This window comes from Pedococcus sp. P2_D7, from assembly GCF_056404295.1.
Genome location: NZ_JBFUEH010000007.1, coordinates 163,874 through 185,025 on the forward strand (window position 1 = coordinate 163,874; position 21,152 = coordinate 185,025).

The window sequence follows — 21,152 nt, forward strand, 5'->3', positions numbered from 1 at the left end:
GCGACGATGCCGGTATGCCGCCGCGCCGCCGAGTTCCCGTCTCCGACGGGCGTGCCGCGGTGTCGGTCTGGCGCTCGCTGGGGGAGGCCACAGCTCGCGTGGACCTGGCCACCGCCGTGCGCTACACGCTGGAGGAGCTCTCCGTCGTCGCGCCGGGGCGCAGCGTCGAGGTGCGCGTCCCGCCCTTCGGGGCGGTCCAGTGCATCACCGGCACCACCCACACGCGGGGCACGCCCCCCAACGTCGTGGAGACCGACGCCCAGACCTGGCTCGCAGTCGCTACGGGGACGCTGACCTGGGACGGCGCCTGGGAGTCCGGCACCCTCCGGGTGAGCGGCCATCGGGCTGACCTCACGGCATACCTCCCCCTCGCCTGACCACCAACCCCAAGGAGTTCGATCCGCATGCAGATGAAGCTGGAACTGGTCCCGCTGCCCGTCGCCGACGTCGAGCGGTCCATCGCGTTCTACGAGGGCACGCTCGGTTTCACGAAGGACGTCGACGTGCAGCCCGCCGAGGGGATCCGCGTCGTCCAGCTGACGGCCGAGGGCTCGGGCTGCTCGGTCGGCTTCGGGACGGGGCTCGAGGTCTACCAGGGTGAGCCGGGCAGCATCCGCGGGCTGCACCTCGTGGTGGAGGACATCGAGGCGGCGCGGGCCGAGCTCGTCAGCCGTGGGGTCGAGGTGAGCGAGGTCCACGACTTCGGCGGCGGGGTCAAGGGGGCGGAGTTCGCCGACCCCGACGGCAACTCGTTCGAGCTGCAGGAGATGGCCTGGCGCCGGGGCGACACCTTCTAGCTGGTCTGACCACGCGAGCCGCGGACGGCCAGGCCCGCCACCAGGAGGACGGCGCCCAGGCCGAGCACCAGGAAGCCGGGACCTGGCAGGAGGATCAAGAGGATGCCGAGCACGGCGAGCACTGCGCCGGCAGTCATCAGGAGTCGACTCATCCCCGCAGCCTAGGTGTGGCGGAGTCCGTTTCCTGCCGAGGCTCTATGAGAACCTCAGGCATGACGACGGAGAGTTCAGCGAGACAAGGGCAGCAGATCCTCGTCCAGCTGGGAGCGAGCGCGCTGGTCGGACTCATTGGGCTGGTGCTGTTCCTGCACACCGACCGCGACGAAGGACTCTTCTTCTGGTTCATCCTGACCGTCCTGGTGACGAGTGCCGGTGAGGTCGCCTGGTTCCTCAGCAAGTACCTGCGGCACGCCCGCGACCGCGAACGACTCAACTGAGCCGGCTCGCTTGCCCCGACTTGCTGCGGGCAGATCGTCACCGAACCCGGATGTGGTGGCCGGTGCCCACGAGTTGGCAACAGGTCAGACGAGGTCAGGGGCAGGTGGTCACTCCCCGGGGAAGCGGACGCCGATCTGGGCTCGCACGTCGTCGAGCGCATCCATGATGACGAGCGTCTCCGCCAGGGGCATCAACGGCGACTCGCTCGCGCCGGCGGTGACCTGCCGGGCGACCTCACACGCCTCGAAGTGCAGCCCGTGCCGGGTGTCGGCGTTGGTGAACCGGTCGAGCTCGGTGCCGTCGGGGGCGACGAGTCGCACCACTGCGCTCGGGCCGTAGAAGGGCCCGTCGATCTCGAGCCGGGCCTCGGTCCCGGCGACCACCGCAACGGTCGGGGTGGCGGTCAGCATCGTCGTCCCGAGCACGCCCATGGCCCCACGGCTGCTGGTCACCCCGATCGAGGCCTGCGAGTCCACGCCCTGGTCGGTGCGTCGGCCGCTGGCGGTCACGTCGACGAAGTCGCCCAGGACGAAGTGGGCGAACGACACCGGGTAGATCCCCAGGTCGAGCATCGCGCCGCCGGCCAACGAGGGCTCCGACAGCCGGGCCGGTCCGTCGGGGTAGAGGTGCTGGCCGTGGTCGGCGTGCACCGTGTGGACCTCGCCCAGCAGGCCGTCCTCGAGACAGCGGCGCACGACGTCGATGTGTGGCAGGAACCGGGTCCACATCGCCTCCATCGCGAAAACGCCTGCAGCAGAAGCGGACTCGATGATCTCGCGCGCTTCGGTAGCGTTGCGGGCGAACGCCTTCTCCACGAGCACGGGCTTGCCGGCAGCAGTCGCGAGCATCGCCTGGGCACGGTGCTCGGAGTGGGGGGACGCGACGTAGACCACATCCACGTCGGGGTCGGCGACCAGCTCGTCGTACGCCCCGTAGGCCTTGGCGACCCCGAACTCGTCGGCGAAGGCCTTGGCCCGGTCCAGACTGCGGGAGGCCACGGCCTGGAGCTGCTGGCCGGAGGCCGTGCGCAGCGCCGTGGCGAAGGAGTGGGCGATGCCGCCGGGCGCAAGGATCCCCCAGCGAAGGGCCGGAGCCTCGCGCGGGTCCGGAGTGCGGGGCGAGGGCAGCGTCAACGAAGGCATCGGCCCATCATCGGCGCTCGGGGCGGGATGCGCACGCGTCGTCCCATCAGGTGTCAGCCACCCAGCGCTGGGCACCCGATATCGCTCAGCGGACCCGCCACTCGCCCGGCGCGGTCGGTGGCCGGGGACTCGGCACCGCGTCGGCGTCGGTGAACGGGCGACCGGAGCCCAGTGCCCGCACCAGGGCGCCCCCCTCCAGCACCGTGCTGGGGAAGGCACCTCGCGCCACGCTGCGGATGATCGAACCCATCAGGAGCGGCTGGGCCGATCCGACCAGCACGAGGTTGCCGAACCGTCGTCGTTTCCAGATGTCGACCTGCGCGATGGCAGCGGTGTGGGGCAGGTGCTGGGCCAGACCAGCCAGCACCCGAGCCGCGTGCCGGTGGTCGGGCTCGTCGGCCGCGTTCATCGCGAGCACCCCGCCCGGCCGCAGCACGCGTGCCACCTCGGCAAACCACTCGGAGCTGGTGAGGTCGGCCGGCACCTGGCTCTCGGCATACGCGTCGACCACGATGGCGTCAGCGCTCGCGTCCTTGAGGGCCGCGACGCCCGCACGCCCCGGTTGCGGACGCACGCGGATCCGGTGACCGCGAGGGAGCGGCAGCTCCCGCCGCACCTGCTCGGTGAGCGGGGCGTCGGGCTCGAGGACGATCTGCGGCGAGCCCGGGCGGACGGCCTGCACGTAGCGCGGCAGCGTCATCGCGGCACCACCGACGTGGGTCACCGCGATCGGCCCGTCGGGGAGCGAGTCGAGGACGGCGCCGAGGTGCTGGACGTAGCCGAAGACGAGCAGCTCGGGGTCGTCGAGGCTCACGTACGACTGCGGATAGCCGTCGACGAGGACGGTGCTGCCGCCGTGCTCGTCGACGTCGATCCGGAAGTCCTGCACCGTGTCCCTCTTGCGCCGTCAGGGACGGACGAGGGACTTGATCGCCCGGCGCTCGTCCATCGCCGCGTAGCCCTCGGCCACCTCGGGCAGCGGCACCTCGAGGTCGAACACGAGCCCCGGGTTGATCGCCCCGGAGAGCACGTCGTCCCGCAGCTGCGGCAGGTACTGGCGAGCCGGAGCGATGCCGCCGGCGATGCCGACGTTGCGCACGAACATGTCCCGCACCGGGTACTCGATCCCGTGCGGCACACCGACGTAGCCCACCGTCGCGCCCGGACGGGCGGCCGCGATGGCGGTCGCCATGGACTCGTTGGTGCCGACGCACTCGAGCACGGCGTCCGCGCCCACACCCTCGGTGAGCTCCTTCACCGCGCTGACGGCGTCGTCACCGCGGACTTCGACGATGTCGGTGGCCCCGAACTCGCGGGCGATCCGCTGGCGTGACTCGTGCCGCGACATCGCGATGATGCGCTCGGCCCCCATGCGCGCGGCCGCCAGGACGCCGCTGAGCCCGACGGCCCCGTCGCCGACGACCACGACCGTGTCACCGTCCTGGACGCCGGCGGCGACCGCGGCGTGCCAGCCGGTGCCCATCACGTCAGAGAGGCTCAGCAGGCTCGGCACGAGGCTGTCGTCCGGCACCTCCCGGGTCGCGACGAGCGTGCCGTCGGCCAGCGGGACGCGCACGTACTCGCCCTGTCCGCCGTCCACCATCGCGCCGTCCCGGTCGTTGCCGCCCCAGAACCCACCTACCTGGCACCGCGACTGGATCCCCACACGGCAGTGCGGACACGTGTTGTCGGAGTACATGAAGGGCGCCACGACGAAGTCGCCCGGGCGGAGGCCGCGCACCTCGGCGCCGACCTCCTCGACGATCCCCACGAACTCGTGCCCGATCCGCGTCGGCTCGGTCACGTCGTTGATGCCGCGGTAGGGCCACAGGTCGCTGCCGCAGACGCAGGCGGCCGTCACCCGCACCAGGGCGTCGGTCGGTTTGACGATGGTCGGGTCCGGGACGTCCTCGACCCGGATGTCGTGGGGGGCGTGGAGGATGGTGGCCTTCATGCCTCCCAGCCTCCCACGCGGCCAGGAGGGGTATGCCGCGGTCGCCGCGGCGGCCACCGCGGCCGGACCGTGCGACCCAGCGCCCCTACGCGGATTCACGGACGCTTTCCAGGCCGTGGTCCGCCACAGTGGAGTGGTCGGCGTTTGGCGCCGCAGGAGGTCACCATGCGGTTGCGTACGCGTCCGCGAGAGGCAGTGTGGGTGGCAGTGGTGGTGGCAACGTGCCTGACCGGCGCTGGCTGCGCAGCCGAGGGTGTCACGCCGGCGAGCCTGGTCAGGACAGGTTCGACGAGCGCCACGCCACCGGTGACCCCGGGATGGCCGCCGGTCACGGACCTCCTCAGGTCCGGAGGAACGGCTCTCCCCGTCTACGACGCCGACTGGGTGCAGGTGATCGGGGATCACGCGTGGACCGCCTTGGGCTCAGGCGTCGTCCAACAGCTCGACGGTGCGACGGGCAAGGAGCGGACGGGTGTCAAGGTCGCCGGCGGGACCTGCACGGCCATGGACGGCGGTCCGGAGGCGCTGTGGGTGGGCATCTGCACGTCACCGTCGAGGCTGCTCCGGATCAACCCCGCCAGTGGCCAGGTCGTCGCGCGGATCCCGTTGCCCGGCTTCGTGATCGCGGAGGAGGGTTCGGTGGCCAGTGGCGAGGGGGCGGTCTGGGTGGTCGGCAACGCACCCGACCGCCAGCTGTGGCGCATCGACCCCAAGACGAACCGGGTCGTGTCGCGGACCCACGTCCCGGAAACCGTGGTCGCGGCGCGCGCCGGTCTGGGCGGCCTGTGGCTGACCGACCCCGTCCTCGGAGTGCTCCTGCGCCTCGACCCCCGCACCCAGAAGACGGTGGCCACGGTGAAGGTCGGCGCGGGCGCTCGCTTCTTCGCGGCGGGTGAGGGCGCGGTCTGGGTGCAGAACAACGGCGACGGCACGGTCTCCCGCGTCGACCCGGCCACCAACGACGTGACGGCGACCATCACGGTCGACAGCGGCCCCGTTCAGGGCGGCGACCTCGCGGTGGGTGGTGGTTTCGTGTGGGCACGAGTCAGTGACGCCCTGGTGGCCAAGATCGACCCGGCGACCGACACGGTCGTCGCGAGGTACGGACCGGCCGGCGGGAGCGGGAGCGTGGCCGCGGACGACGCGGCGGTGTGGATCTCGGCGCACGACATCGACGTCGTCTACCGCCTTCCGCTGCGCTAGCCGCAGCCAAGAGGCGCGGTATGCCGCGTGGTGACCACGCGGCATACGCTCGCCGCATGCGCTTTGGCATCACCATCCTCCCCGAACACCGCTGGACCGAGGCCGCCCCGCTGTGGCGGCGGGCGGAGGAGTACGGCTTCGACCATGCTTGGACCTACGACCACCTCGTGTGGGCCGGGCTGCCGGACTCGCCGTGGTTCGGGGCACTCCCCACCCTGACCGCAGCGGCAACGGTCACCACGACGATGAAGCTCGGCACCTTCGTCAGCTCGCCCAACTACCGCCACCCATACGTCTTCCTGCGGGATCTCCTTGCGCTGGACGACATCTCGGGCGGTCGCCTGCTGTGTGGTCTCGGGACAGGCGGTGACCTCGACGCAGGGATCCTGGGCGAGGAGCAGACCGTCAAGGAGCGGGTCGACCGGTTCCACGAGTTCGTCGAGGTGCTCGACCGGCTGTTCCGCGCGGACCACGTCGACCACACCGGGGCGCACTACCGCACGGTCGACGCCCGCACCCTCCCCGGATCGGTGCAGCATCCCCGGGTGCCGTTCGTCATCGCCGCCAACGGGCCGCGGTCGCTGCGGCTGGCGGCCAGGCACGGCCAGGGCTGGGTGACCTACGGCAAGGGGGGCGACACCCTGGACGAGTGGTGGAGCGGGATCGCGGAGCTGTCGGCCAGGCTCGACGCCACGGAGGCGGACGCGGGACGACCGGCCCCGCTGGACCGCTACCTCTCGCTCGACGGGGCGCCGCGGTTCTCGCTCGAGAGCGCGGGGCTGTTCACGGAGCTGGTGGGGCGGGCGGGTGAGCTGGGGTTCAGCGACGTCGTGACGCACTGGCCCCGACCCGAAGGGGTCTACGCCGGCAGCGAGGCCGTGCTGGAGGAGGTCGCTGGGCTCCTGCCGTCCCTCAGGTGACCGAGGTCAGCCGACGTGCTCCTCCCCACCACGACTCCTGGCCACCCATCTCGCACGAGAGTGCCCAGGAGGCCCTTCGGTGCGGCACGGGTGGCCAGAAGTCGGATCGGTCAGGTAAGGCTCCTGCTACGTGAAGCTGAACAGCGCCACCGGTGCGGTCGTCGGTGCGCGAGAGCCACCAGCCGGCTCCACCGTGATCCCCGCGCCGGTCGCCGTCGCAGCGTCTCCGTCGAGCAGGATCGTCACCGTGTCGGCTGTCCCGTGGGGCATCAACCCGGCGCTGACCATGCCCCGGTTGGGCTGGTCGAGCCAGAGCTGGAAATCCTTGCCGTCGGGCGCGGCCGGCATGTGGTCGGCGATGATGACCGCCTTGCCGAGGGATGCGCTGCGCACGATGGTCGCCTTGGCGCCACCGATGACCTTCTCGTAGCGCTGGGCGTCACTGGCCGCGAGCACCTGCTCGGTGACGGTGCCACCGGTGCCGTTGTCCCACGGGCTCCAGGCGATGCCGCCGACGAGCAGGATCGCGGCAGCCGCTGCAGTGGCCAGCCAGGCGGTCACCCGACGTCGGGGGCGGAGCTGGACGACGGTGGTGTCAGTCGGCGTCGGCGCATCAGCCGTGGACGACGGTCCGCCAACGGGCCCAGAGGCGACTGGGCCAGTGGACTGCGCCTCGAGAGGGGGGAGCGGCCGCACCGTCTTGATGCCGGCCAGGACCGCGCTGCGCATCGAGGCAGGAGGTACGGTCTCGGTCATGAGGGAGAGCTGGGTCGCGGCCTGCTGGAGGGAGGCCACCTCCGCCTGGCACTCGGGGCACTCGGCGAGGTGCAGCTCGAAGTCGCTGCGCTCCTGCTCGTCGATGGCGTCGACTGCATAGGCGCCGACCAGTCCGTGGATGTCGGCACTCATGATTGCACCCCCATGCTGTCTCTCAGGCGGATAAGTCCGTCGCGTATTCGGGTCTTGGCAGTGCCGAGTGGCACCCCCAGGAGGGAGGCCACCTCGGTGTGTGTGTAGCCACCGAGGTAGGCGAGTTCGACCGCCTTGCGCTGGGTCTCGGTGAGCGAGTCCAGCGCGTTGCGTACTCGTTGGGCGTCCAGGCGACGTTCGACCGTCTCGGCCGTCTCGTCGTAGGTGCGCTCCTGGTTGCGTGAGCCGTAGGTGTCCTCACGGTCCGTGGACGCCTGCGCGGACCGCACCCGGTCGACCGCCTTGCGGTGCGCGATGGTGAGCATCCAGCTCACCGCGCTGCCCCGCGCGGGGTCGAACCGGGCGCTGGTGCGCCAGATGTCCAGCAAAGCCTCCTGGGCGACCTCCTGCGACTGCGCCGGATCCCGCACGACTCGGAGCACCAACCCGTAGATCCGGGCGGACACCGCGTCGTACAGCTGGGCGAAGGCGTTCTCGTCACCCAGGGCGCTGGCTCGGAGGAGGCCGGCCAGGTCGGTGCCCACGGCAGCGCCTCCCCAAGAGGGTTGAGGACCTGAGGGGGTTGCTGCCATGGGCACCATCATCGCTGATCAGTCTCAGCCGGGGAGGAGAACGCCGTCGATGATGTAGACCGTGGCGTTCGCGGTCTGCACGTTGCCACAGATCACGTTGGCCTCGCCGACCTTGAACGACTCACCCGAGCCGGTCACCTTGATGGTGCCGCCGCCGAGGGTCTTGTGCTCGCCGGCGAGCATCTCCGGGGTGAGCTTGCCGGGGACCACGTGGTTCGTGAGCACCTTGGTGAGCAGACCCTTGGGGTCCTTCATCGCGGCGTCCATGGTGGCCTTCGGCACGGCGGCGAAGGCGTCGTTGCTCGGGGCGAAGACGGTGATGTCCTTGGCCGAGTTGAGCGTCTCGCCGAGACCGGCCTCGGTCACCGCGGTGACCAGGGTCGACAGGACGGGGTTGTTGCTGGCGGCGGTGGCGACCGGGTCGGTGGCCATGCCGGAGAAGGAACCCTTGCCGTCCGCGGGGACCGCGGAGCAGCCGGCGCCGAACGGCTTCGCAGCCATGTCCTCGGTGGTGCTCGACGAGGAGCTGGACGACATCGGGGAAGACGAGGTGGACGAGGCTGCCGTGTCGGAACCGGAGTTCCCACAGGCGGCCAGGCTGAGCGGAAGGGCAAGGCTGAGGGCAGCAATGGTGCTGCGGCGTGCGAGTCGCATGATGGTGGCTCCTTGGTGTGGACTGTCTGACACCCGGTATTCGGACCTACCCCATGGGTGGATTGGGCGTTTCGAAAGTTTTTCTGCCACTTGGGAATTCGTCTGGTTGGCCCGGGTCGCCGACCCGCCCTGAGCCCCGGTCTGGCCGGGCACGACAAAGCCCGGCGCCGCACGACCAGACGGGCGGCACCGGGAGAGTGGGGCCTGCGGGCGGGGCTGCGCGTGCAAGCCCCGCCCGCAGGGGTCGGGAGGTCCAGGGTCAGGAGATGAGGACCACGATCGAGTGCCAGCCGGAGGCGCCACCGGGGAACGGGTCGGCCCGCTTCTCGGTCTGGAACTCACCGGTGCCGTCCTTGGCGCGGACCGTCAGGTCGTGCCGGCCGGGCTTGGCGTCCCACACCCAGAACCACTGGCGCCAGTAGTCGGTGCCGCCGTCGGGTCCGAGGGTTGCCTTCTCCCAGGGACCGCCGTCGACTCGCACCTCGACCTCGGTGATGCCCCGACGCTGGGCCCAGGCCACGCCCCCGACCGCGATCTTGCCGGCGGGCTGGGTCGCGAGACCGGCAGGCGTGTCGATCCGTGCCTGGGTCTTCACGGTGCCGTCGATCAACCAGTCGCGCTTGGTCCAGTAAGCCTGGTCCGCGGCATACGTCGTCGCGGTCAGCTTGGTCAGCCACTTGGTGGCGCCCACGAAGCCGTAGAGACCCGGTGTGACCATGCGCGCGGGGAACCCGTGCCGCGCAGGCAGGGGCTCGCCGTCCATCGCCACGGCGATGATCGCGTCGCGGTCGTCGGTCAGCGCCTCGATCGGGGTCGAGATCGTCATGCCGTCGGTGGACTCGCTGAGGATCTGGTCGACGCCGTCCTGGACGCCCGCGCGCTCCAGCAGGTCGCGCACCCGCACGCCGAGCCAGCGGGTGGACGAGATGTAGGGGCCGCCGACCTCGTTGCTGACGCAGTTGAGGGTGATGTCCTTCTCGATCATGGGCATCTTGAGCAGCTCGTCGAACGTGATCGTGAGCTTGTTGTCGACCTTGCCGTCGATCTCGAGCTTCCAGTTGTCGACGTCGATGCGCGGGATCACCAGGGCCGTGTCGACCCGGTAGAAGTCCTTGGTCGGCGTGCGGAACTGGCTGATGCCCTTGACCTTGCCCTCGAGCCCGGTGGGGAGCGCCGTGAGCGGGTTCTGCGGCGTGGGCAGCGCGATCGATGACGGGTTGGTGGCCGGCACGGCGAGCTTCTGGCCCAGGGCACCCAGCGCTGCGGCTCCGACCGTGACCCCGGCGGCTCCCAGCAGGAAGCTGCGGCGGGCGGGCGTCCCGGCCGACCCCTTCGCGTATGCCGTGTGGTCCAGCGGCGACTCGGGCGTCGCGTCGCCCCTGCTTGCCGCGGGCAAGCCGGACGAGCCGGACGAGCCGGTCAGCGCACCGGGGGTGGGCAGGTTCGGGATGAGGGCCCGCAGGCCGGTGATGGTGATGACGCCGACGATCGCCGTCACGAACGCGGGCACGATGTCGAATGGTGCGGAGGCCGGACGGAACCACGCGGCCAGGCCGGCCAGCGAGGCCAGGCCGACGACGAGGATGTTGGCCAGGCTCGGCTTGGACTTCGACACCAGCCCGATCGCCGCAGCGGCGATGACGACCACGAGGGTGACGCTGCCCAGCAGGATCGGCTTGTCGGCGGTGCCGAAGTTCTGCACCGCCCACTCCTTGACCGGCGTGGGCGTCGCGTCGATGACAGTTGAACCCACGGCAAGCACGGGCGAGGCAGCAGGATTCACGAATGCTGCGACGAGGTGACCCACCGCCATACCGGCCGCAGCCGCGAGCACGCCACTGACGGCATACATGGCTCGCTGGCGTCGGGCGCCCGGTATCGGTGAGTGGTGTTCCATAGTTGCTATTCGTACTCGCACCCCAGCCGGATGGGGTGCCCGACCCGATTACGGGCTGGTGACGCGGGTAGCGTGAGCACGTGCCTCCCACCCGCCGATACCCGAATTTCGTCGCCTTCATCGCGACCGGAGCCATCGTCGGCTTCGTCGCCGGCTCGGCGGTCGCCTACTTCAGCGACGACTCGACGACGTACGGGCACGACTACAGCGTGACCAGCGGCGTGCTCTTCCTCGGCGTGACCGGCGCGGCCCTGTTCGCGCTGCTGGCGGCCGTGGTGGCCGTGCTGCTCGACCGACGCAGCTGATCGCCACGCGGCGCGCCCGGACGGGCGGACGGCGCCGCCGGGGACTGTGGGAGACTGGGGCACGTGGCACGCGGCGACGGACAGCTCTCGCATGATCTGCTTCCCGGCGAGAAGGGCCCGCAGGACGCCTGCGGGGTCTTCGGTGTCTGGGCTCCCGGCGAGGATGTCGCGAAGCTGACCTACTACGGCCTCTACGCCCTGCAGCACCGCGGGCAGGAGTCGGCCGGCATCGCGACCTCCGATGGTCGCTCGATCCTCGTCTACAAGGACATGGGCCTGGTCTCCCAGGTCTTCGACGAGCGGTCGCTGGCCTCGCTGCGCGGTCACCTGGCCGTCGGGCACTGTCGCTACTCGACCACCGGCGGGTCGACCTGGGAGAACGCCCAGCCCACGCTCGGCGGACATGCCGAGTCCACGGTCGCGCTGGCCCACAACGGCAACCTGATCAACTCCGCGGAGCTGCGCGAGATGGTGCAGGACCGTCGAGCGGAGGGCTACGGCGCCGACGGTGGCGAGCTGGGTCGCGGCAACACCACCGACACCGCCCTCGTCACGGCCTTGCTGGCCGACGACCCCGACCGTTCGCTCGAGGCAGCTGCGCTCGACCTGCTGCCCAAGCTCCGCGGCGCCTTCTGCTTCGTCTTCATGGACGAGCACACCCTGTATGCCGCCCGCGACCCCCAGGGGATCCGTCCGCTGGTGCTGGGTCGCCTCGAGCGCGGCTGGGTGGTGGCCTCCGAGACGGCCGCGCTCGACATCGTGGGCGCGTCGTTGATCCGCGAGGTCGAGCCGGGCGAGCTGATCATCATCGACGAGGACGGCCTGCGCTCCCAGCGGTTCGCCGAGACTGACCGCAAGGGCTGCGTCTTCGAGTACGTCTACCTGGCGCGACCGGACACCACGATCAACGGCCGTGGCGTGCACGAGTCGAGGGTCGAGATGGGTCGCACGCTGGCCCGCGAGCACCCCGTCGAGGCCGACCTCGTCATGCCGACCCCCGAGTCGGGCACCCCGGCGGCGATCGGCTACGCCCAGGAGTCCGGCATCCCCTACGGTCAGGGCCTGGTCAAGAACTCCTACGTCGGGCGCACGTTCATCGCCCCGTCGCAGACGATCCGCCAGCTCGGCATCCGGCTCAAGCTCAACCCGCTGCGCGAGGTGATCAAGGGCAAGCGGCTCGTCGTGGTCGACGACTCCATCGTGCGCGGCAACACCCAGCGTGCCCTCGTCAGGATGCTCCGCGAAGCCGGAGCCGCAGAGGTGCACGTGCGGATCTCGTCGCCGCCGGTGCGCTGGCCCTGCTTCTACGGCATCGACTTCGCGACCCGTGCCGAGCTCATCGCCACGGGGATCGGGGTCGAGGAGGTCTGCACGTCGATCGGTGCCGACTCCTTGGGCTACATCTCGGAGGAGGGCATGGTCGCGGCGACCGAGCAGCCCGGCGACTCGTTGTGCACGGCGTGCTTCACGGGCACGTACCCGCTGGAGCTGCCCGACGCGAGCCGGCTGGGCAAGAACCTCTTCGAGACGCTCCCCATCGACGTCGACGTGGACGGGGTGTCCCTCGGCGTCGGCGGCGGCGCCGAGGACGCCCTCACCCGCCCCTAGCGTCCCCCTTCCACCCCCCCTTCCACCGGTTCGAGGTAATCCGCCACCGGATCCCGGTAGGCAATTACCTCGAACCACTGAGTTTCGAGTGGGCGCGGCAGACCTGGTCCATGTGCCGTGCCGGGCCCGACCCGGCGAACGGCTTGCCGGCTGGGCTCTGGCAGTCCGCGGCCACGGCACATCGCGGCGAAGTCGAGCTCACCCAAGGACTGGGCGCCGTCGGCGATGTCACGCGCCAGCAGCTTGATGAGCCGGCGGCGGTTGCGGCCCTGCGTCAACCGGCTCGCCTCCACCAGCTGACGTCCCGTGCAGAGGCCCTGTTGGACCGGCATGACCATCACCAACGCGGCCTGCCGATCGCTCTTGGCCCACCGGGCAGCCCGGACCGCGGCGACGGCGGGCCGAGTGCGCGGGACGCCGCTGGTCAGGATCTCGTCAGGCACCCGTCGGATCACCTTGTGGATCCGCAGACCCCGCACCGAGTGGATGGCGGCCGTGTGCGTGACCGAGACGTGAAGCAGCGTCTCGGTGAAGCCGACCAGACCACTCGCGTGCAGGGCGGTGACACCGTCGAGCGCAGCGATCCCCGTGCCGACCTCCCACACGGCTCGCCACCGGTCCGCTCGATCGGCCAGGTCGCTGGTGTGGACTGCCACGGTCTGTCGCCCGTGACATTTCCACCGTCCGGCTCGGACCTCACGACGCACCATTCGGTCGTCGACCCCGATGGTGGCAAGCAGGTCTCGCGACACCGCGCCGCCGTGTTCCTCGGCAAGGTTCGTCGCGGCATACCGGCGGTCGGACGTCGAGGGGGCGCTCGTGAGCATCGCGCCACGCTCCCCCGTCGCGATGGCCCGCGGGGCACCGCCGCAGGGGACCTGTGGACGAGCTCGGTGCAGCCGTCGAGCTTTGGACGGTTGGGCCCCTCCGCTCCCTTTCCTTCCCCCTCGTTCGAGGTATTCCACGACTCGAATCCGGTAGCGGAATACCTCGAACCGGGAACCCTCAGGCGCCGGCGACGGGGGCGTCCTCGCGCCGGGGCTCGCGCCAGAGCTCGAGGGTCTGGGTCAGCCAGAACGTCGCGAACTGGGCGATCAGCGCGGCCTCGAGCCAGAACACCCAGTGGTCCAGCCAGCCCAGCCACGGTCCGGTGATCGCGATGCCGGCGATCGAGGCGACCATCAGCACGAACCCCCAGAAGTAGCGGTTCCAGAAGTGCGCCCGCACCGGCCGCCCGTCTTCCTTGGCCTGCTTGTGGGCCAGCCCACGACCGCTGACGAAGACGACGGCGACGATCGCGACGAACAGCAGGATCGCGGCGGTGTTGTGTCCGTGGCACATGAAGGCGCCACGGTTGAAGAGGTAGAACCCCGCCAAGCCCAGGAACGCCACGACCGAGAACGCCAGCGCGGCGCCAGCCCCCCTCGAGAGCGCCTTCTCCGACGCCGGCGTGGCGAACACCTGGATCCCCATGACGATGACGAAGGCGACCACCGCGATGGCCATCAGCGCCGTGACGTTGTTGCTGATCGCGTCGCGCACGTCCTGCGGGATCGCGCTGGCCACGCACTTCTCCTCCGGCCGCGTCGGCACGAACCCCACGATGAAGGCGAAGAACCCCGACCCGTTGAGGAGCACGTCCTCCACGTCGGTGTTGCCCTGGTAGACGATCAGGCAGGTGCCGATCGCGCAGAGGCTCGAGACGAAGACCGCGCGCACCGGCGTGTAGTAGGAGGCACTGATCGACTGGAGCATCTGGCCGCTGGCCGAGTTGATGTACATCGTCACCGAGACGAAGAGCAGCAGCACCAGGAGCACCATGGCCAGACGCAGGTACCGGTAGGTGCGCAGGAGGTCGAACTGGTAGCTCGTGGACATGGCTGATCCCCTCATGAGAACGGTCCCTGCACCACTGAAGAGGAGGGGCCCACGGGTGGGTCTGATACGTCAGTCGCGGCGCACTAGGCTGGGCGGGTGAGCGAGCCGATCACCTATGCCTCCGCCGGTGTCGACGTCGAGGCCGGTGACAAGGCCGTCGAGCTCATGAAGGCGTCCGTCCGTCGGGCCACGCGTCCCGAGGTGCTGGGCGGCCTGGGTGGTTTCGCCGGCATGTTCGACGCGTCGGCGATCGCCCGGATGACCCACCCCGTGCTGGCCACCAGCACCGACGGCGTGGGCACCAAGGTCGCGATCGCCCAGGCGCTCGACCGGCACGACACCATCGGCTTCGACCTCGTCGGCATGGTCGTCGACGACATCGTCGTGTGTGGCGCCGAGCCGTTGTTCATGACCGACTACATCGCCACCGGCAAGGTCGTGCCCGAGCGGATCGCGGCGATCGTCACCGGCATCGCCGCGGCGTGCGCCCAGGCGCGGGTGGCCCTGGTGGGTGGCGAGACGGCCGAGCACCCCGGGCTGCTCGAGCCCGACGAGTACGACGTGGCAGGTGCCGCGACAGGTGTCGTGGAGTATGCCGAGGTGCTGGGTCCGGATCGCGTGGTGCCCGGCGACGTGGTGCTGGCCCTCGGGTCCAGCGGGCTCCACTCCAACGGCTATTCGTTGGTGCGCAAGGTGATTGGCTCTGCAGGCTGGCAGCTCGACCGCCATGTCGAGGAGTTCGGGCAGAGCCTCGGCGAGGAGCTGCTGACCCCGACGCGGGTCTACTCCGCCGACCTGCTCGACCTCATCCGCACCGACGGCATCGACATCCACGCGTTGTCCCACGTGACCGGCGGCGGGCTGGTCGCCAACCTCGCGCGGGTTCTCCCGCCCACCGTCTTCGCCCGGCTCGACCGCTCCACCTGGACCCCGCCGGCGGTCTTCTCCGTGATCGGCTCGCTGGGTCAGGTCCCGCGCGCCGACCTCGAGCGCACGCTCAACATGGGGGTCGGCTTCGTCGCGATGCTCCCGGCCGACCAGGTCGACGCGGCCACGCGCGAGCTGGAGGCACGCGGCATACCGGCGTGGCCGCTCGGCGAGGTGACCGCGGCGGAGGACGCCATCGTCGACGCCGCCCACGAGGTCGTCCGCGGCGCCAAGGGCGTCGAGGGCGGCGCCGTCCAGCTCGTCGGGGACCACCCGGCCGCCTGACGACGGTTCCGCCTGACGACGGTTCCGCCTGACGACGGTTCCGCCTGACGACGGTTCCGCTCGGCGTCGCCCGGTACTACCGTCGGTCTGTGTGGGCTCCTGACGACGAGGACCAGACGGTTCGGCAGTACCGCTTCCTCCTGCGCACCGCGCCCCTCGACGCCCTCGAGGCGGGTCACGTCGAGGCCCTGACGCCGATGTGGCGCTCGCGTCGTTCGGTCGTGCTGCGCGCGGTCCAGGAGGGCCTCGTCGCCGGTGCGCGCCTCGACCCCGACGACGTGCGGCGGCTCGCCCACCTCATCGTGCTCGGTGAGCGCCGCCGCCCGGGTGACTTCCTGGCGGCCTGCCCGCGGGCCGTGCTGACCCCGCTGGCCGGGGCGGTCATCCTCAGCGAGGCCATGTTCGGGCGGTTCGGCGGGTATGCATCGTGGGACGGCGCCGAGCCCGACCTCACGGAGGACAGCGAGTGGGCTGACGGCGGGTTCGGCGAACGCTGGCACGACGCGCTGACGAGCCACGTCAGCTACCTCACCGCGACCGGCGGGCCGAGCTCGGCGGACGCGGCGTTCGGAGGAGTCTGACGCATACGTCCCCTCGGGCACGATCTGCACCGATTTGCCCCTGATCGGCCTGTCCACTCTGCACCCATACGCCGCGCACGCCTCATCCGTCTGAGGGAGTCCAAGAGCGCATTCTGGGTGAGCCGATCCGCGCCGGCTCTGCCTACCGTCGGACACGTGGGCATCTTCAAGCGCCGTACCTCCGAGCCGCCGGGCCCGGTCGAGCGCCCGCAGGTCCGTCAGTACCGCTACCTGCTCCGCTCGTCCGACCTCCCCGCGCTCGAACGACTCCATGCCGAGGCGCTGGCCACGCTCGACGTCCTGATCCGCGCCCATATCCTGCGCACGACCCAGGACCGCCTGCTCAGCGGCCGCGAGCTCACCGTGGACGACATCCAGGGACTGGCGCGCCTGCTCGCCAGAGGTGAGGCGCAGACCCCGGGCATCGTCGTGTCGGCCCTGACCGAGGCCGCCCTCGAGCGCCTCGCCTTCCGCGTCACCACGCTGCCCGGCGCCGAGCCCCTGCTCGAGGGCTATGGCGGCTGGGACGGGGTCGACCGCCAGCCGGCTCGACCGCAGGAAGCCAGCGAGACGCATCCGGTCATCCGGGTGGCCCCACAGCCTGCAGCTGTCGGCGCCCCACGGAGCCTCGCCAGCCCTTAGCATCAGGCATGGGGACAACATCAGGTCTGGGGACACCCACGCACCAGCCGGAGGACCAGACCGTCAGGCAGTACCGCTTCCTGTTGCGGACGGCCCCACTGGACGCACTCCAAGCCGCCCACCACGAGGCCCTCGACCACCTCGCCGAGGGCCAGCGCGCGCTGGTCCTGGCCGCCGTCCGCGACGGCCTCGTCGCGGGGCAGCGGCTCACTCCGGGCGACACCGCCGCGATCGCGCGACTGGTCAGCATCGGCGAGCGGCGCGACCCGCGGGCCTTCCTCGACGCGTGCGACCCGACCGTGCTGCACGCCCTCGCCGAGGCCGTCAACCAGGCCGAGGCGGCCTTCGGCCTCTTCAGCGGGTATGCCGCGTGGGACGGTTCCGACCCGGCGCCACGGGACTCGGGCGTCGACCACGGTGGCGACGGCGCCCAGGAGGTGAATGGTGTGCAGGTGAACACTGCACGTGAGCTGGCGCGCATCCACGCAGCCCAGACCGGTGTGGGGGCGGGCGGTGCCGGCTTCTAGCCGAGCACCTCGTCGGTGGTCGCCAGCCTGACCAGCGGTCCGTAGAGCGACATCACGTCCAGCGCCTTCTGGTGGTTGTCGTCGGTCGATCCCGCGCAGGCATCGGTCACGACCGTCACCGCGGCGCCCGCGTCGGCGGCGGCCAGGACCGTCGAGATGACGCAGCAGTCGGTCGCCACCCCGGCCACGACCAGCGAGGGTTGCTCGCCGACGACCGCCCGCAGGTCGTCGGTCCACTTGCCGAAGGTCGTGGCGACCACGGTGCGCGTGGCCAGGGGCGCGACCTCGTCGGTCAGCTCGTAGAGCCGGCTGTCACCGGGCTCGAGCGCCCACGGGAACTCCTCGTAGTAGGGCACCCACGCCCCGGTCGGCGTGGTCGGGGCGACGAACCTCGTGAAGACCGCCCGCTCGCCGAAGGCGGGGACGAGCCGCACGACGTTGGCCGCCGCCGCGGCATACCGCGGAGCGCACCACGCGCTCGACGGGTCGCCGAAGACGCGCTGCAGGTCGATCGCCACCAGCCACCGGCGATCGGTCACGTGCCGACTTCCTGGCGTCGGACGGTGCCGCGACGCGCGACGAGGGTCACCAGGAACGAGAGCACCAGCGCCAGCAGGACGCCGAGGTTGGCGTAGGGCCAGGTACCGTCCCAGTAGGGGCCTGCGGGGTCGTCGACGAACGTGCCGAGGCCCAGGGGTTCGATCAGGTAGCCCTGCCAGTTGTTCCAGGACGCGTCGCCGGCGAAGCTGTTGACGACCAGCCCCCAGCCGAGCACGGTGGTCACGACCATGGTGCCGATCGAGGTCCAGTCCCAGGTCCCGTAGCGACCGCGCGCGTCGAACAGCGCGTCGTCGTCGTAGTCGCGGCGGCGCAGGACGAGGTCGGAGATCATGATGCCGGCCCAGGACGCCAGCGGGACGCCGAGCGTGATGAGGAACGACTGGAACGGGTTGATGAAGCTCTCGGCGAAGAACACCACCCAGATCGTGCCGAGCGTGAGGATGACCCCGTCGATGAAGGCGGCCCGCGGTCGCGGGATCCGCACGCCGAGCGACAGCAGGGTCAGGCCCGACGAGTAGATGCCGAGGACCGCCCCGCTCACGAGTGCGAGGATCGCGGCCACGAGGAAGGGCAGCAGGAACCAGGTCGGCAGGATCGTGGCGAGCGTGCCGATCGGGTCGGCCTGGATGCCGGCCCGCAGCTTCTCGTCGGAGCCGGCCAGCAGGAGCCCGTAGATGACCAGGACCGTGGGGGCGAGCGCACCACCGAAGGTGTTCCACGCGACGATCGACGCACCCGAGGCGTCCCGACGCTGGTAGCGCGACCAGTCGGCGGCGATGTTGATCCAGCCCAGGCCGAAGCCCGTCATGACGAGGACGAGGGCGCCGACCACGGCACCCGTGGAGCCGCTCGGGAGCGCGTTGACGGCGGTCATGTTCACGTCGTCGACGGTCAGGGCGATGTAGACGATAGTCGCGATCCCCGTGATCCAGGTGAGGTACGACTGCAGCCTCATGATGATGTGGTAGCCCGCCACGGAGGCCGCAACGATGAGGGAGGCCACGACGACGCACGCCACGATCTTGGTGCCGGTACCGCCGCCCCAGCCGAGCTGCTTGAAGATCGTGGCGGTGGCCAGCGTCGCGAGGATCGCGAGGAAGGTCTCCCACCCGATCGAGGTCAGCCAGGAGATCACGCCGGGGACCTTCTGCCCGGTCACGCCGAAGGCGGACCGCGACAGGATCATGGTCGGTGCCGAGCCGCGCTTGCCGGCGATCGCGATCACCCCGCACAGCAGGAACGACACCACGACCCCGACGACGGTGACCAGCACGGCCTGCCAGAAGGAGATGCCGAACCCCAGCACGAAGCCGGCATAGCTGATCCCGAAGACAGAGACGTTGGCCGCGAACCACGGCCAGAAGAGGTCCTTCGGACGGGCCGTGCGGGCGGCCTCGTCGATGATCTCGATGCCGGTCGTCTCCACACCCAGTCGCTGCGTCTCAGCGCGCGTGTCAGTGCTCATGACGCGAGCGTAGTGCTCAGGACACGCGCACAGACCGAGGCGCCGCGGCACCATGACATGAAGGCGCAGCGACATGGCCGCACGCCGCAGCGCGGCGGAGGTGACACACGAGCCCGAGGGCCCGCGCATGAGGTGGTGGTCAGTCAGGCCGTCAGGTCATTGCTGACCCGAGGCCCACTTTCCGTACTCGTCGTACTCGTCCTCGCCCACGGAGCTGTCGGAAACAGGTTCCGGCTCCGCGTAGGAGGACCCGTGCAGTTCTCGCTCAAGTGCCGTCAGGTCGGTGTTGGGAGAGAAGTACTTCAGCTCCCGTGCAACCTTGGTCTGCTTGGCTTTAGCCCGGCCGCGCCCCATGGCGTGACCCCCTCATGCGTCTGCCGGGACGGCATCGCCTAGTCGAGTCACCTCAGTCGGTGCCTCGGCTCCGCGGAGCGGTCCCGGGAATCGTGTATATGTCGTGGGGTCAACGCTACATGAGCGGCGCAAGTTCTGTGGCGAGACCCTCGTCTCACCTCGCCGAAAACACCCGTTCGGCGAGGGCTGACCGGCCGGAACGGCAGGTCAGCCACCTGGCCTCAGCGCGCCGGCAACCAGATGCCGGCCGCCTGCTTGGCGGCCATCCGCTCCTCGGCGATGTGGTCGGCGGCCGCGGCGGGCGTGATCCCACGCTCGTCGGCCGTCCGGAGCACCTCGAGGGTGTGGTCGAAGATCGCCGTGGCGCCCTTCTTGGCACGCTCGAAGTCGAAGCCGTGCAGCTCGTCGCTGACCTGGATGACGCCCCCGGCGTTGACGAGGAAGTCGGGGGCGTAGGTGATGCCGCGCTCGCGGAGGCGGTCGGCGGTGCCGCCCTCGCCCTCGGTGACGAGCTGGTTGTTGGCTCCGCCGCAGACCACGGTGGCGCGCAGCGCCTCGACGGTCGTGTCGTCGAGGGCGCCGCCGAGCGCGCAGGGCGCGTAGACGTCGATGTCGGAGGTGACCAGCGTGGCCGTGTCGGCGACCACCTCGATCTCGGGGTGGGTGTCCTTGAGCGCGGCGAGGGCCTGCTCGTTGACGTCGGTCACCACGACGGAGGCGCCGTCCTCGAGCAGGTGGCCGGCCAGGATGCGCCCGACCTTGCCCACCCCGGCGATGCCCACGGTGCGTCCCTTGAGGGTGGGCTGGCCCCACAGGTGCTGCGCGGCGGCCCGCTGGCCCTGGAAGACGCCGAAGGCGGTCAGGACCGAGGAGTCGCCGGCCCCGCCATTGGCCTCGGAGCGGCCGGTGGCGAAGCGGGTGGTCTCGCTGACGACATCCATGTCGGCCACGTAGGTGCCCACGTCACAGGCGGTGACGTAGCGGCCGCCGAGGGACTCGACGAAGCGGCCGTAGGCGCGCAGGAGGTCGGGGGTCTTGTCCGTGGCAGGGTCGCCGATGATGACGGCCTTGCCGCCGCCGAGGTCGAGGCCGGCCACGGCGTTCTTGTAGGCCATGCCCTTGGAGAGGCGCAGCACGTCGGCCAGGGCCGCGTCGTCGCTCTCGTAGGGGTAGAACCGCGTGCCGCCCAGAGCCGGCCCGAGGGCCGTGGAGTAGATCCCGATGATGGCCCGTAGCCCGGTCTGCCGGTCGTGGCAGAAGACGACCTGCTCGTGCGCGGACGTGTCCGTGGGGGAGAGGGCGGGCGGGGCAGTGGTCAGGCTGGGGAAGGGCGACGAGGACGCGGTCACGGTGGTGACTCCTTGAGCTCGGTAGGGCGCAGGGACGGGGAGGTCGGCGCGGATCGCGCGCCGGGTCAAGCGTATGCCCCCTCGAGACCGACCCCGCCCCTCCGGTTCCGCCCCCTGCCTGGTCACAGGGTGGTCCTGTGACTAGTCCCAACGGGCCATATCG

General features: G+C 70.7%; 25 protein-coding genes. 11 read left to right on the forward strand and 14 right to left on the reverse strand.

What is annotated here, in order from left to right; translation table 11 throughout:
- Positions 1-14: 14 nt before the first annotated feature.
- Positions 15-377 (forward strand): sterol carrier family protein, encoded by a 363-nt coding sequence (locus AC1DWJ_RS17440; RefSeq protein WP_457255043.1) that lies wholly within the window; start codon positions 15-17, stop codon positions 375-377.
- Positions 378-404: 27 nt separating this feature from the next.
- Complete coding sequence (locus tag AC1DWJ_RS17445) at positions 405-797, forward strand: VOC family protein (protein WP_457255044.1); 393 nt, start codon at positions 405-407, stop codon at positions 795-797.
- Here AC1DWJ_RS17445 and AC1DWJ_RS17450 read toward each other — a convergent pair.
- Entirely contained in the window at positions 794-949 is a 156-nt protein-coding gene (locus AC1DWJ_RS17450) for a hypothetical protein (protein WP_457255045.1), read from the reverse strand. The genes AC1DWJ_RS17445 and AC1DWJ_RS17450 overlap by 4 nt on opposite strands.
- Before the next feature lie 60 nt (positions 950-1,009).
- Between AC1DWJ_RS17450 and AC1DWJ_RS17455 the strand changes: the two genes are divergently transcribed.
- On the forward strand, positions 1,010-1,234 hold the full coding sequence (locus tag AC1DWJ_RS17455) for a hypothetical protein (RefSeq protein WP_457255046.1): 225 nt from the start codon (positions 1,010-1,012) through the stop codon (positions 1,232-1,234).
- 108 nt (positions 1,235-1,342) lie between these two features.
- On the opposite strand, the gene AC1DWJ_RS17460 is transcribed toward AC1DWJ_RS17455, so the two are convergent.
- The 3 genes from AC1DWJ_RS17460 to AC1DWJ_RS17470 all read right to left on the reverse strand — a co-directional run bounded on the left by AC1DWJ_RS17460 (position 1,343) and on the right by AC1DWJ_RS17470 (position 4,331).
- Entirely contained in the window at positions 1,343-2,377 is a 1,035-nt protein-coding gene (locus tag AC1DWJ_RS17460) for a Gfo/Idh/MocA family protein (RefSeq protein ID WP_477621492.1), read from the reverse strand.
- Positions 2,378-2,462: 85 nt separating this feature from the next.
- Positions 2,463-3,266 (reverse strand): spermidine synthase, encoded by an 804-nt coding sequence (locus AC1DWJ_RS17465; RefSeq protein ID WP_457255048.1) that lies wholly within the window; start codon positions 3,264-3,266, stop codon positions 2,463-2,465.
- Positions 3,267-3,284: 18 nt separating this feature from the next.
- Complete coding sequence (locus AC1DWJ_RS17470) at positions 3,285-4,331, reverse strand: zinc-dependent alcohol dehydrogenase family protein (RefSeq protein WP_457255049.1); 1,047 nt, start codon at positions 4,329-4,331, stop codon at positions 3,285-3,287.
- A gap of 306 nt (positions 4,332-4,637) precedes the next feature.
- Here AC1DWJ_RS17470 and AC1DWJ_RS17475 point away from each other — a divergent pair, with 306 nt between their 5' ends.
- Positions 4,638-5,534, forward strand: coding sequence for a Vgb family protein (locus tag AC1DWJ_RS17475; protein WP_477621493.1), 897 nt, complete (start codon positions 4,638-4,640; stop codon positions 5,532-5,534).
- 56 nt (positions 5,535-5,590) lie between these two features.
- Positions 5,591-6,454: an LLM class flavin-dependent oxidoreductase gene (locus tag AC1DWJ_RS17480; RefSeq protein WP_477621494.1), complete on the forward strand. Its 864-nt coding sequence runs from the start codon at positions 5,591-5,593 to the stop codon at positions 6,452-6,454.
- A 126-nt stretch (positions 6,455-6,580) separates the two neighbouring features.
- Here the strand turns inward: AC1DWJ_RS17480 and AC1DWJ_RS17485 are convergent, their stop codons facing one another.
- The 4 genes from AC1DWJ_RS17485 to AC1DWJ_RS17500 form a co-directional block, all read right to left on the reverse strand.
- Positions 6,581-7,363, reverse strand: coding sequence for an anti-sigma factor (locus AC1DWJ_RS17485; protein ID WP_457255053.1), 783 nt, complete (start codon positions 7,361-7,363; stop codon positions 6,581-6,583).
- On the reverse strand, positions 7,360-7,908 hold the full coding sequence (gene sigK, locus AC1DWJ_RS17490) for an ECF RNA polymerase sigma factor SigK (RefSeq protein WP_457255054.1): 549 nt from the start codon (positions 7,906-7,908) through the stop codon (positions 7,360-7,362). Before sigK ends, AC1DWJ_RS17485 begins: the two co-directional genes overlap by 4 nt.
- A 72-nt stretch (positions 7,909-7,980) precedes the next feature.
- Complete coding sequence (locus AC1DWJ_RS17495) at positions 7,981-8,610, reverse strand: fasciclin domain-containing protein (protein WP_457255055.1); 630 nt, start codon at positions 8,608-8,610, stop codon at positions 7,981-7,983.
- A 259-nt stretch (positions 8,611-8,869) separates the two neighbouring features.
- Entirely contained in the window at positions 8,870-10,507 is a 1,638-nt protein-coding gene (locus AC1DWJ_RS17500) for a molybdopterin-dependent oxidoreductase (protein ID WP_477621495.1), read from the reverse strand.
- Between the two features lie 80 nt (positions 10,508-10,587).
- On the opposite strand from AC1DWJ_RS17500, the gene AC1DWJ_RS17505 reads away from it, so the two are divergent.
- Positions 10,588-10,812, forward strand: coding sequence for a hypothetical protein (locus AC1DWJ_RS17505; protein WP_457255057.1), 225 nt, complete (start codon positions 10,588-10,590; stop codon positions 10,810-10,812).
- A gap of 63 nt (positions 10,813-10,875) precedes the next feature.
- On the forward strand, positions 10,876-12,420 hold the full coding sequence (purF, locus tag AC1DWJ_RS17510) for an amidophosphoribosyltransferase (RefSeq protein WP_457255058.1): 1,545 nt from the start codon (positions 10,876-10,878) through the stop codon (positions 12,418-12,420).
- On the opposite strand, the gene AC1DWJ_RS17515 is transcribed toward purF, so the two are convergent.
- Together AC1DWJ_RS17515 and AC1DWJ_RS17520 are read right to left on the reverse strand one after the other, a co-directional pair.
- The gene (locus tag AC1DWJ_RS17515; protein ID WP_477621496.1) at positions 12,417-13,247 is read right to left on the reverse strand and encodes a hypothetical protein; all 831 of its coding nucleotides are present in this window, start codon (positions 13,245-13,247) and stop codon (positions 12,417-12,419) included. The two genes, purF and AC1DWJ_RS17515, sit on opposite strands and share 4 nt — an antisense overlap.
- 178 nt (positions 13,248-13,425) lie before the next feature.
- Positions 13,426-14,298 (reverse strand): hypothetical protein, encoded by an 873-nt coding sequence (locus tag AC1DWJ_RS17520; protein ID WP_477621497.1) that lies wholly within the window; start codon positions 14,296-14,298, stop codon positions 13,426-13,428.
- A 96-nt stretch (positions 14,299-14,394) separates the two neighbouring features.
- On the opposite strand from AC1DWJ_RS17520, the gene purM reads away from it, so the two are divergent.
- The 4 genes from purM (at position 14,395) to AC1DWJ_RS17540 (ending at position 17,260) form a co-directional block, all read left to right on the forward strand.
- A complete protein-coding gene (purM, locus tag AC1DWJ_RS17525; protein WP_477621498.1) occupies positions 14,395-15,510 on the forward strand; it encodes a phosphoribosylformylglycinamidine cyclo-ligase in 1,116 nt (371 codons plus the stop codon).
- An 89-nt stretch (positions 15,511-15,599) separates the two neighbouring features.
- The gene (locus tag AC1DWJ_RS17530; RefSeq protein ID WP_457255063.1) at positions 15,600-16,091 is read left to right on the forward strand and encodes a hypothetical protein; all 492 of its coding nucleotides are present in this window, start codon (positions 15,600-15,602) and stop codon (positions 16,089-16,091) included.
- A gap of 156 nt (positions 16,092-16,247) precedes the next feature.
- A complete protein-coding gene (locus tag AC1DWJ_RS17535; protein WP_477621499.1) occupies positions 16,248-16,733 on the forward strand; it encodes a hypothetical protein in 486 nt (161 codons plus the stop codon).
- Between the two features lie 8 nt (positions 16,734-16,741).
- Positions 16,742-17,260, forward strand: coding sequence for a hypothetical protein (locus tag AC1DWJ_RS17540; protein WP_457255065.1), 519 nt, complete (start codon positions 16,742-16,744; stop codon positions 17,258-17,260).
- Here AC1DWJ_RS17540 and AC1DWJ_RS17545 read toward each other — a convergent pair.
- The 4 genes from AC1DWJ_RS17545 to AC1DWJ_RS17560 form a co-directional block, all read right to left on the reverse strand.
- Positions 17,257-17,799 (reverse strand): cysteine hydrolase family protein, encoded by a 543-nt coding sequence (locus AC1DWJ_RS17545; RefSeq protein ID WP_457255066.1) that lies wholly within the window; start codon positions 17,797-17,799, stop codon positions 17,257-17,259. The two genes, AC1DWJ_RS17540 and AC1DWJ_RS17545, sit on opposite strands and share 4 nt — an antisense overlap.
- Positions 17,796-19,286, reverse strand: coding sequence for a purine-cytosine permease family protein (locus AC1DWJ_RS17550; protein WP_477621500.1), 1,491 nt, complete (start codon positions 19,284-19,286; stop codon positions 17,796-17,798). Before AC1DWJ_RS17550 ends, AC1DWJ_RS17545 begins: the two co-directional genes overlap by 4 nt.
- A gap of 156 nt (positions 19,287-19,442) precedes the next feature.
- On the reverse strand, positions 19,443-19,640 hold the full coding sequence (locus AC1DWJ_RS17555; protein WP_140739237.1) for a DUF3073 domain-containing protein: 198 nt from the start codon (positions 19,638-19,640) through the stop codon (positions 19,443-19,445).
- A 221-nt stretch (positions 19,641-19,861) separates the two neighbouring features.
- On the reverse strand, positions 19,862-20,989 hold the full coding sequence (locus AC1DWJ_RS17560; protein ID WP_477621501.1) for a Glu/Leu/Phe/Val dehydrogenase dimerization domain-containing protein: 1,128 nt from the start codon (positions 20,987-20,989) through the stop codon (positions 19,862-19,864).
- Between the last annotated feature and the right edge of the window lie 163 nt (positions 20,990-21,152).

Bases quoted from the DNA above. Each gene is read 5' to 3' on its own strand.
- AC1DWJ_RS17515 (WP_477621496.1), bottom strand. From the start codon at position 13,247: ATGCTCACGAGCGCCCCCTCGACGTCCGACCGCCGGTATGCCGCGACG.
- AC1DWJ_RS17550 (WP_477621500.1), bottom strand. From the start codon at position 19,286: ATGAGCACTGACACGCGCGCTGAGACGCAGCGACTGGGTGTGGAGACG.
- AC1DWJ_RS17500 (WP_477621495.1), bottom strand. From the start codon at position 10,507: ATGGAACACCACTCACCGATACCGGGCGCCCGACGCCAGCGAGCCATG.
- AC1DWJ_RS17555 (WP_140739237.1), bottom strand. From the start codon at position 19,640: ATGGGGCGCGGCCGGGCTAAAGCCAAGCAGACCAAGGTTGCACGGGAG.
- AC1DWJ_RS17520 (WP_477621497.1), bottom strand. From the start codon at position 14,298: ATGTCCACGAGCTACCAGTTCGACCTCCTGCGCACCTACCGGTACCTG.
- AC1DWJ_RS17455 (WP_457255046.1), top strand. From the start codon at position 1,010: ATGACGACGGAGAGTTCAGCGAGACAAGGGCAGCAGATCCTCGTCCAG.
- AC1DWJ_RS17540 (WP_457255065.1), top strand. From the start codon at position 16,742: ATGGGGACAACATCAGGTCTGGGGACACCCACGCACCAGCCGGAGGAC.
- AC1DWJ_RS17440 (WP_457255043.1), top strand. From the start codon at position 15: ATGCCGCCGCGCCGCCGAGTTCCCGTCTCCGACGGGCGTGCCGCGGTG.
- AC1DWJ_RS17495 (WP_457255055.1), bottom strand. From the start codon at position 8,610: ATGCGACTCGCACGCCGCAGCACCATTGCTGCCCTCAGCCTTGCCCTT.
- AC1DWJ_RS17450 (WP_457255045.1), bottom strand. From the start codon at position 949: ATGAGTCGACTCCTGATGACTGCCGGCGCAGTGCTCGCCGTGCTCGGC.
- AC1DWJ_RS17460 (WP_477621492.1), bottom strand. From the start codon at position 2,377: ATGCCTTCGTTGACGCTGCCCTCGCCCCGCACTCCGGACCCGCGCGAG.
- AC1DWJ_RS17470 (WP_457255049.1), bottom strand. From the start codon at position 4,331: ATGAAGGCCACCATCCTCCACGCCCCCCACGACATCCGGGTCGAGGAC.
- AC1DWJ_RS17480 (WP_477621494.1), top strand. From the start codon at position 5,591: ATGCGCTTTGGCATCACCATCCTCCCCGAACACCGCTGGACCGAGGCC.
- AC1DWJ_RS17485 (WP_457255053.1), bottom strand. From the start codon at position 7,363: ATGAGTGCCGACATCCACGGACTGGTCGGCGCCTATGCAGTCGACGCC.
- AC1DWJ_RS17445 (WP_457255044.1), top strand. From the start codon at position 405: ATGCAGATGAAGCTGGAACTGGTCCCGCTGCCCGTCGCCGACGTCGAG.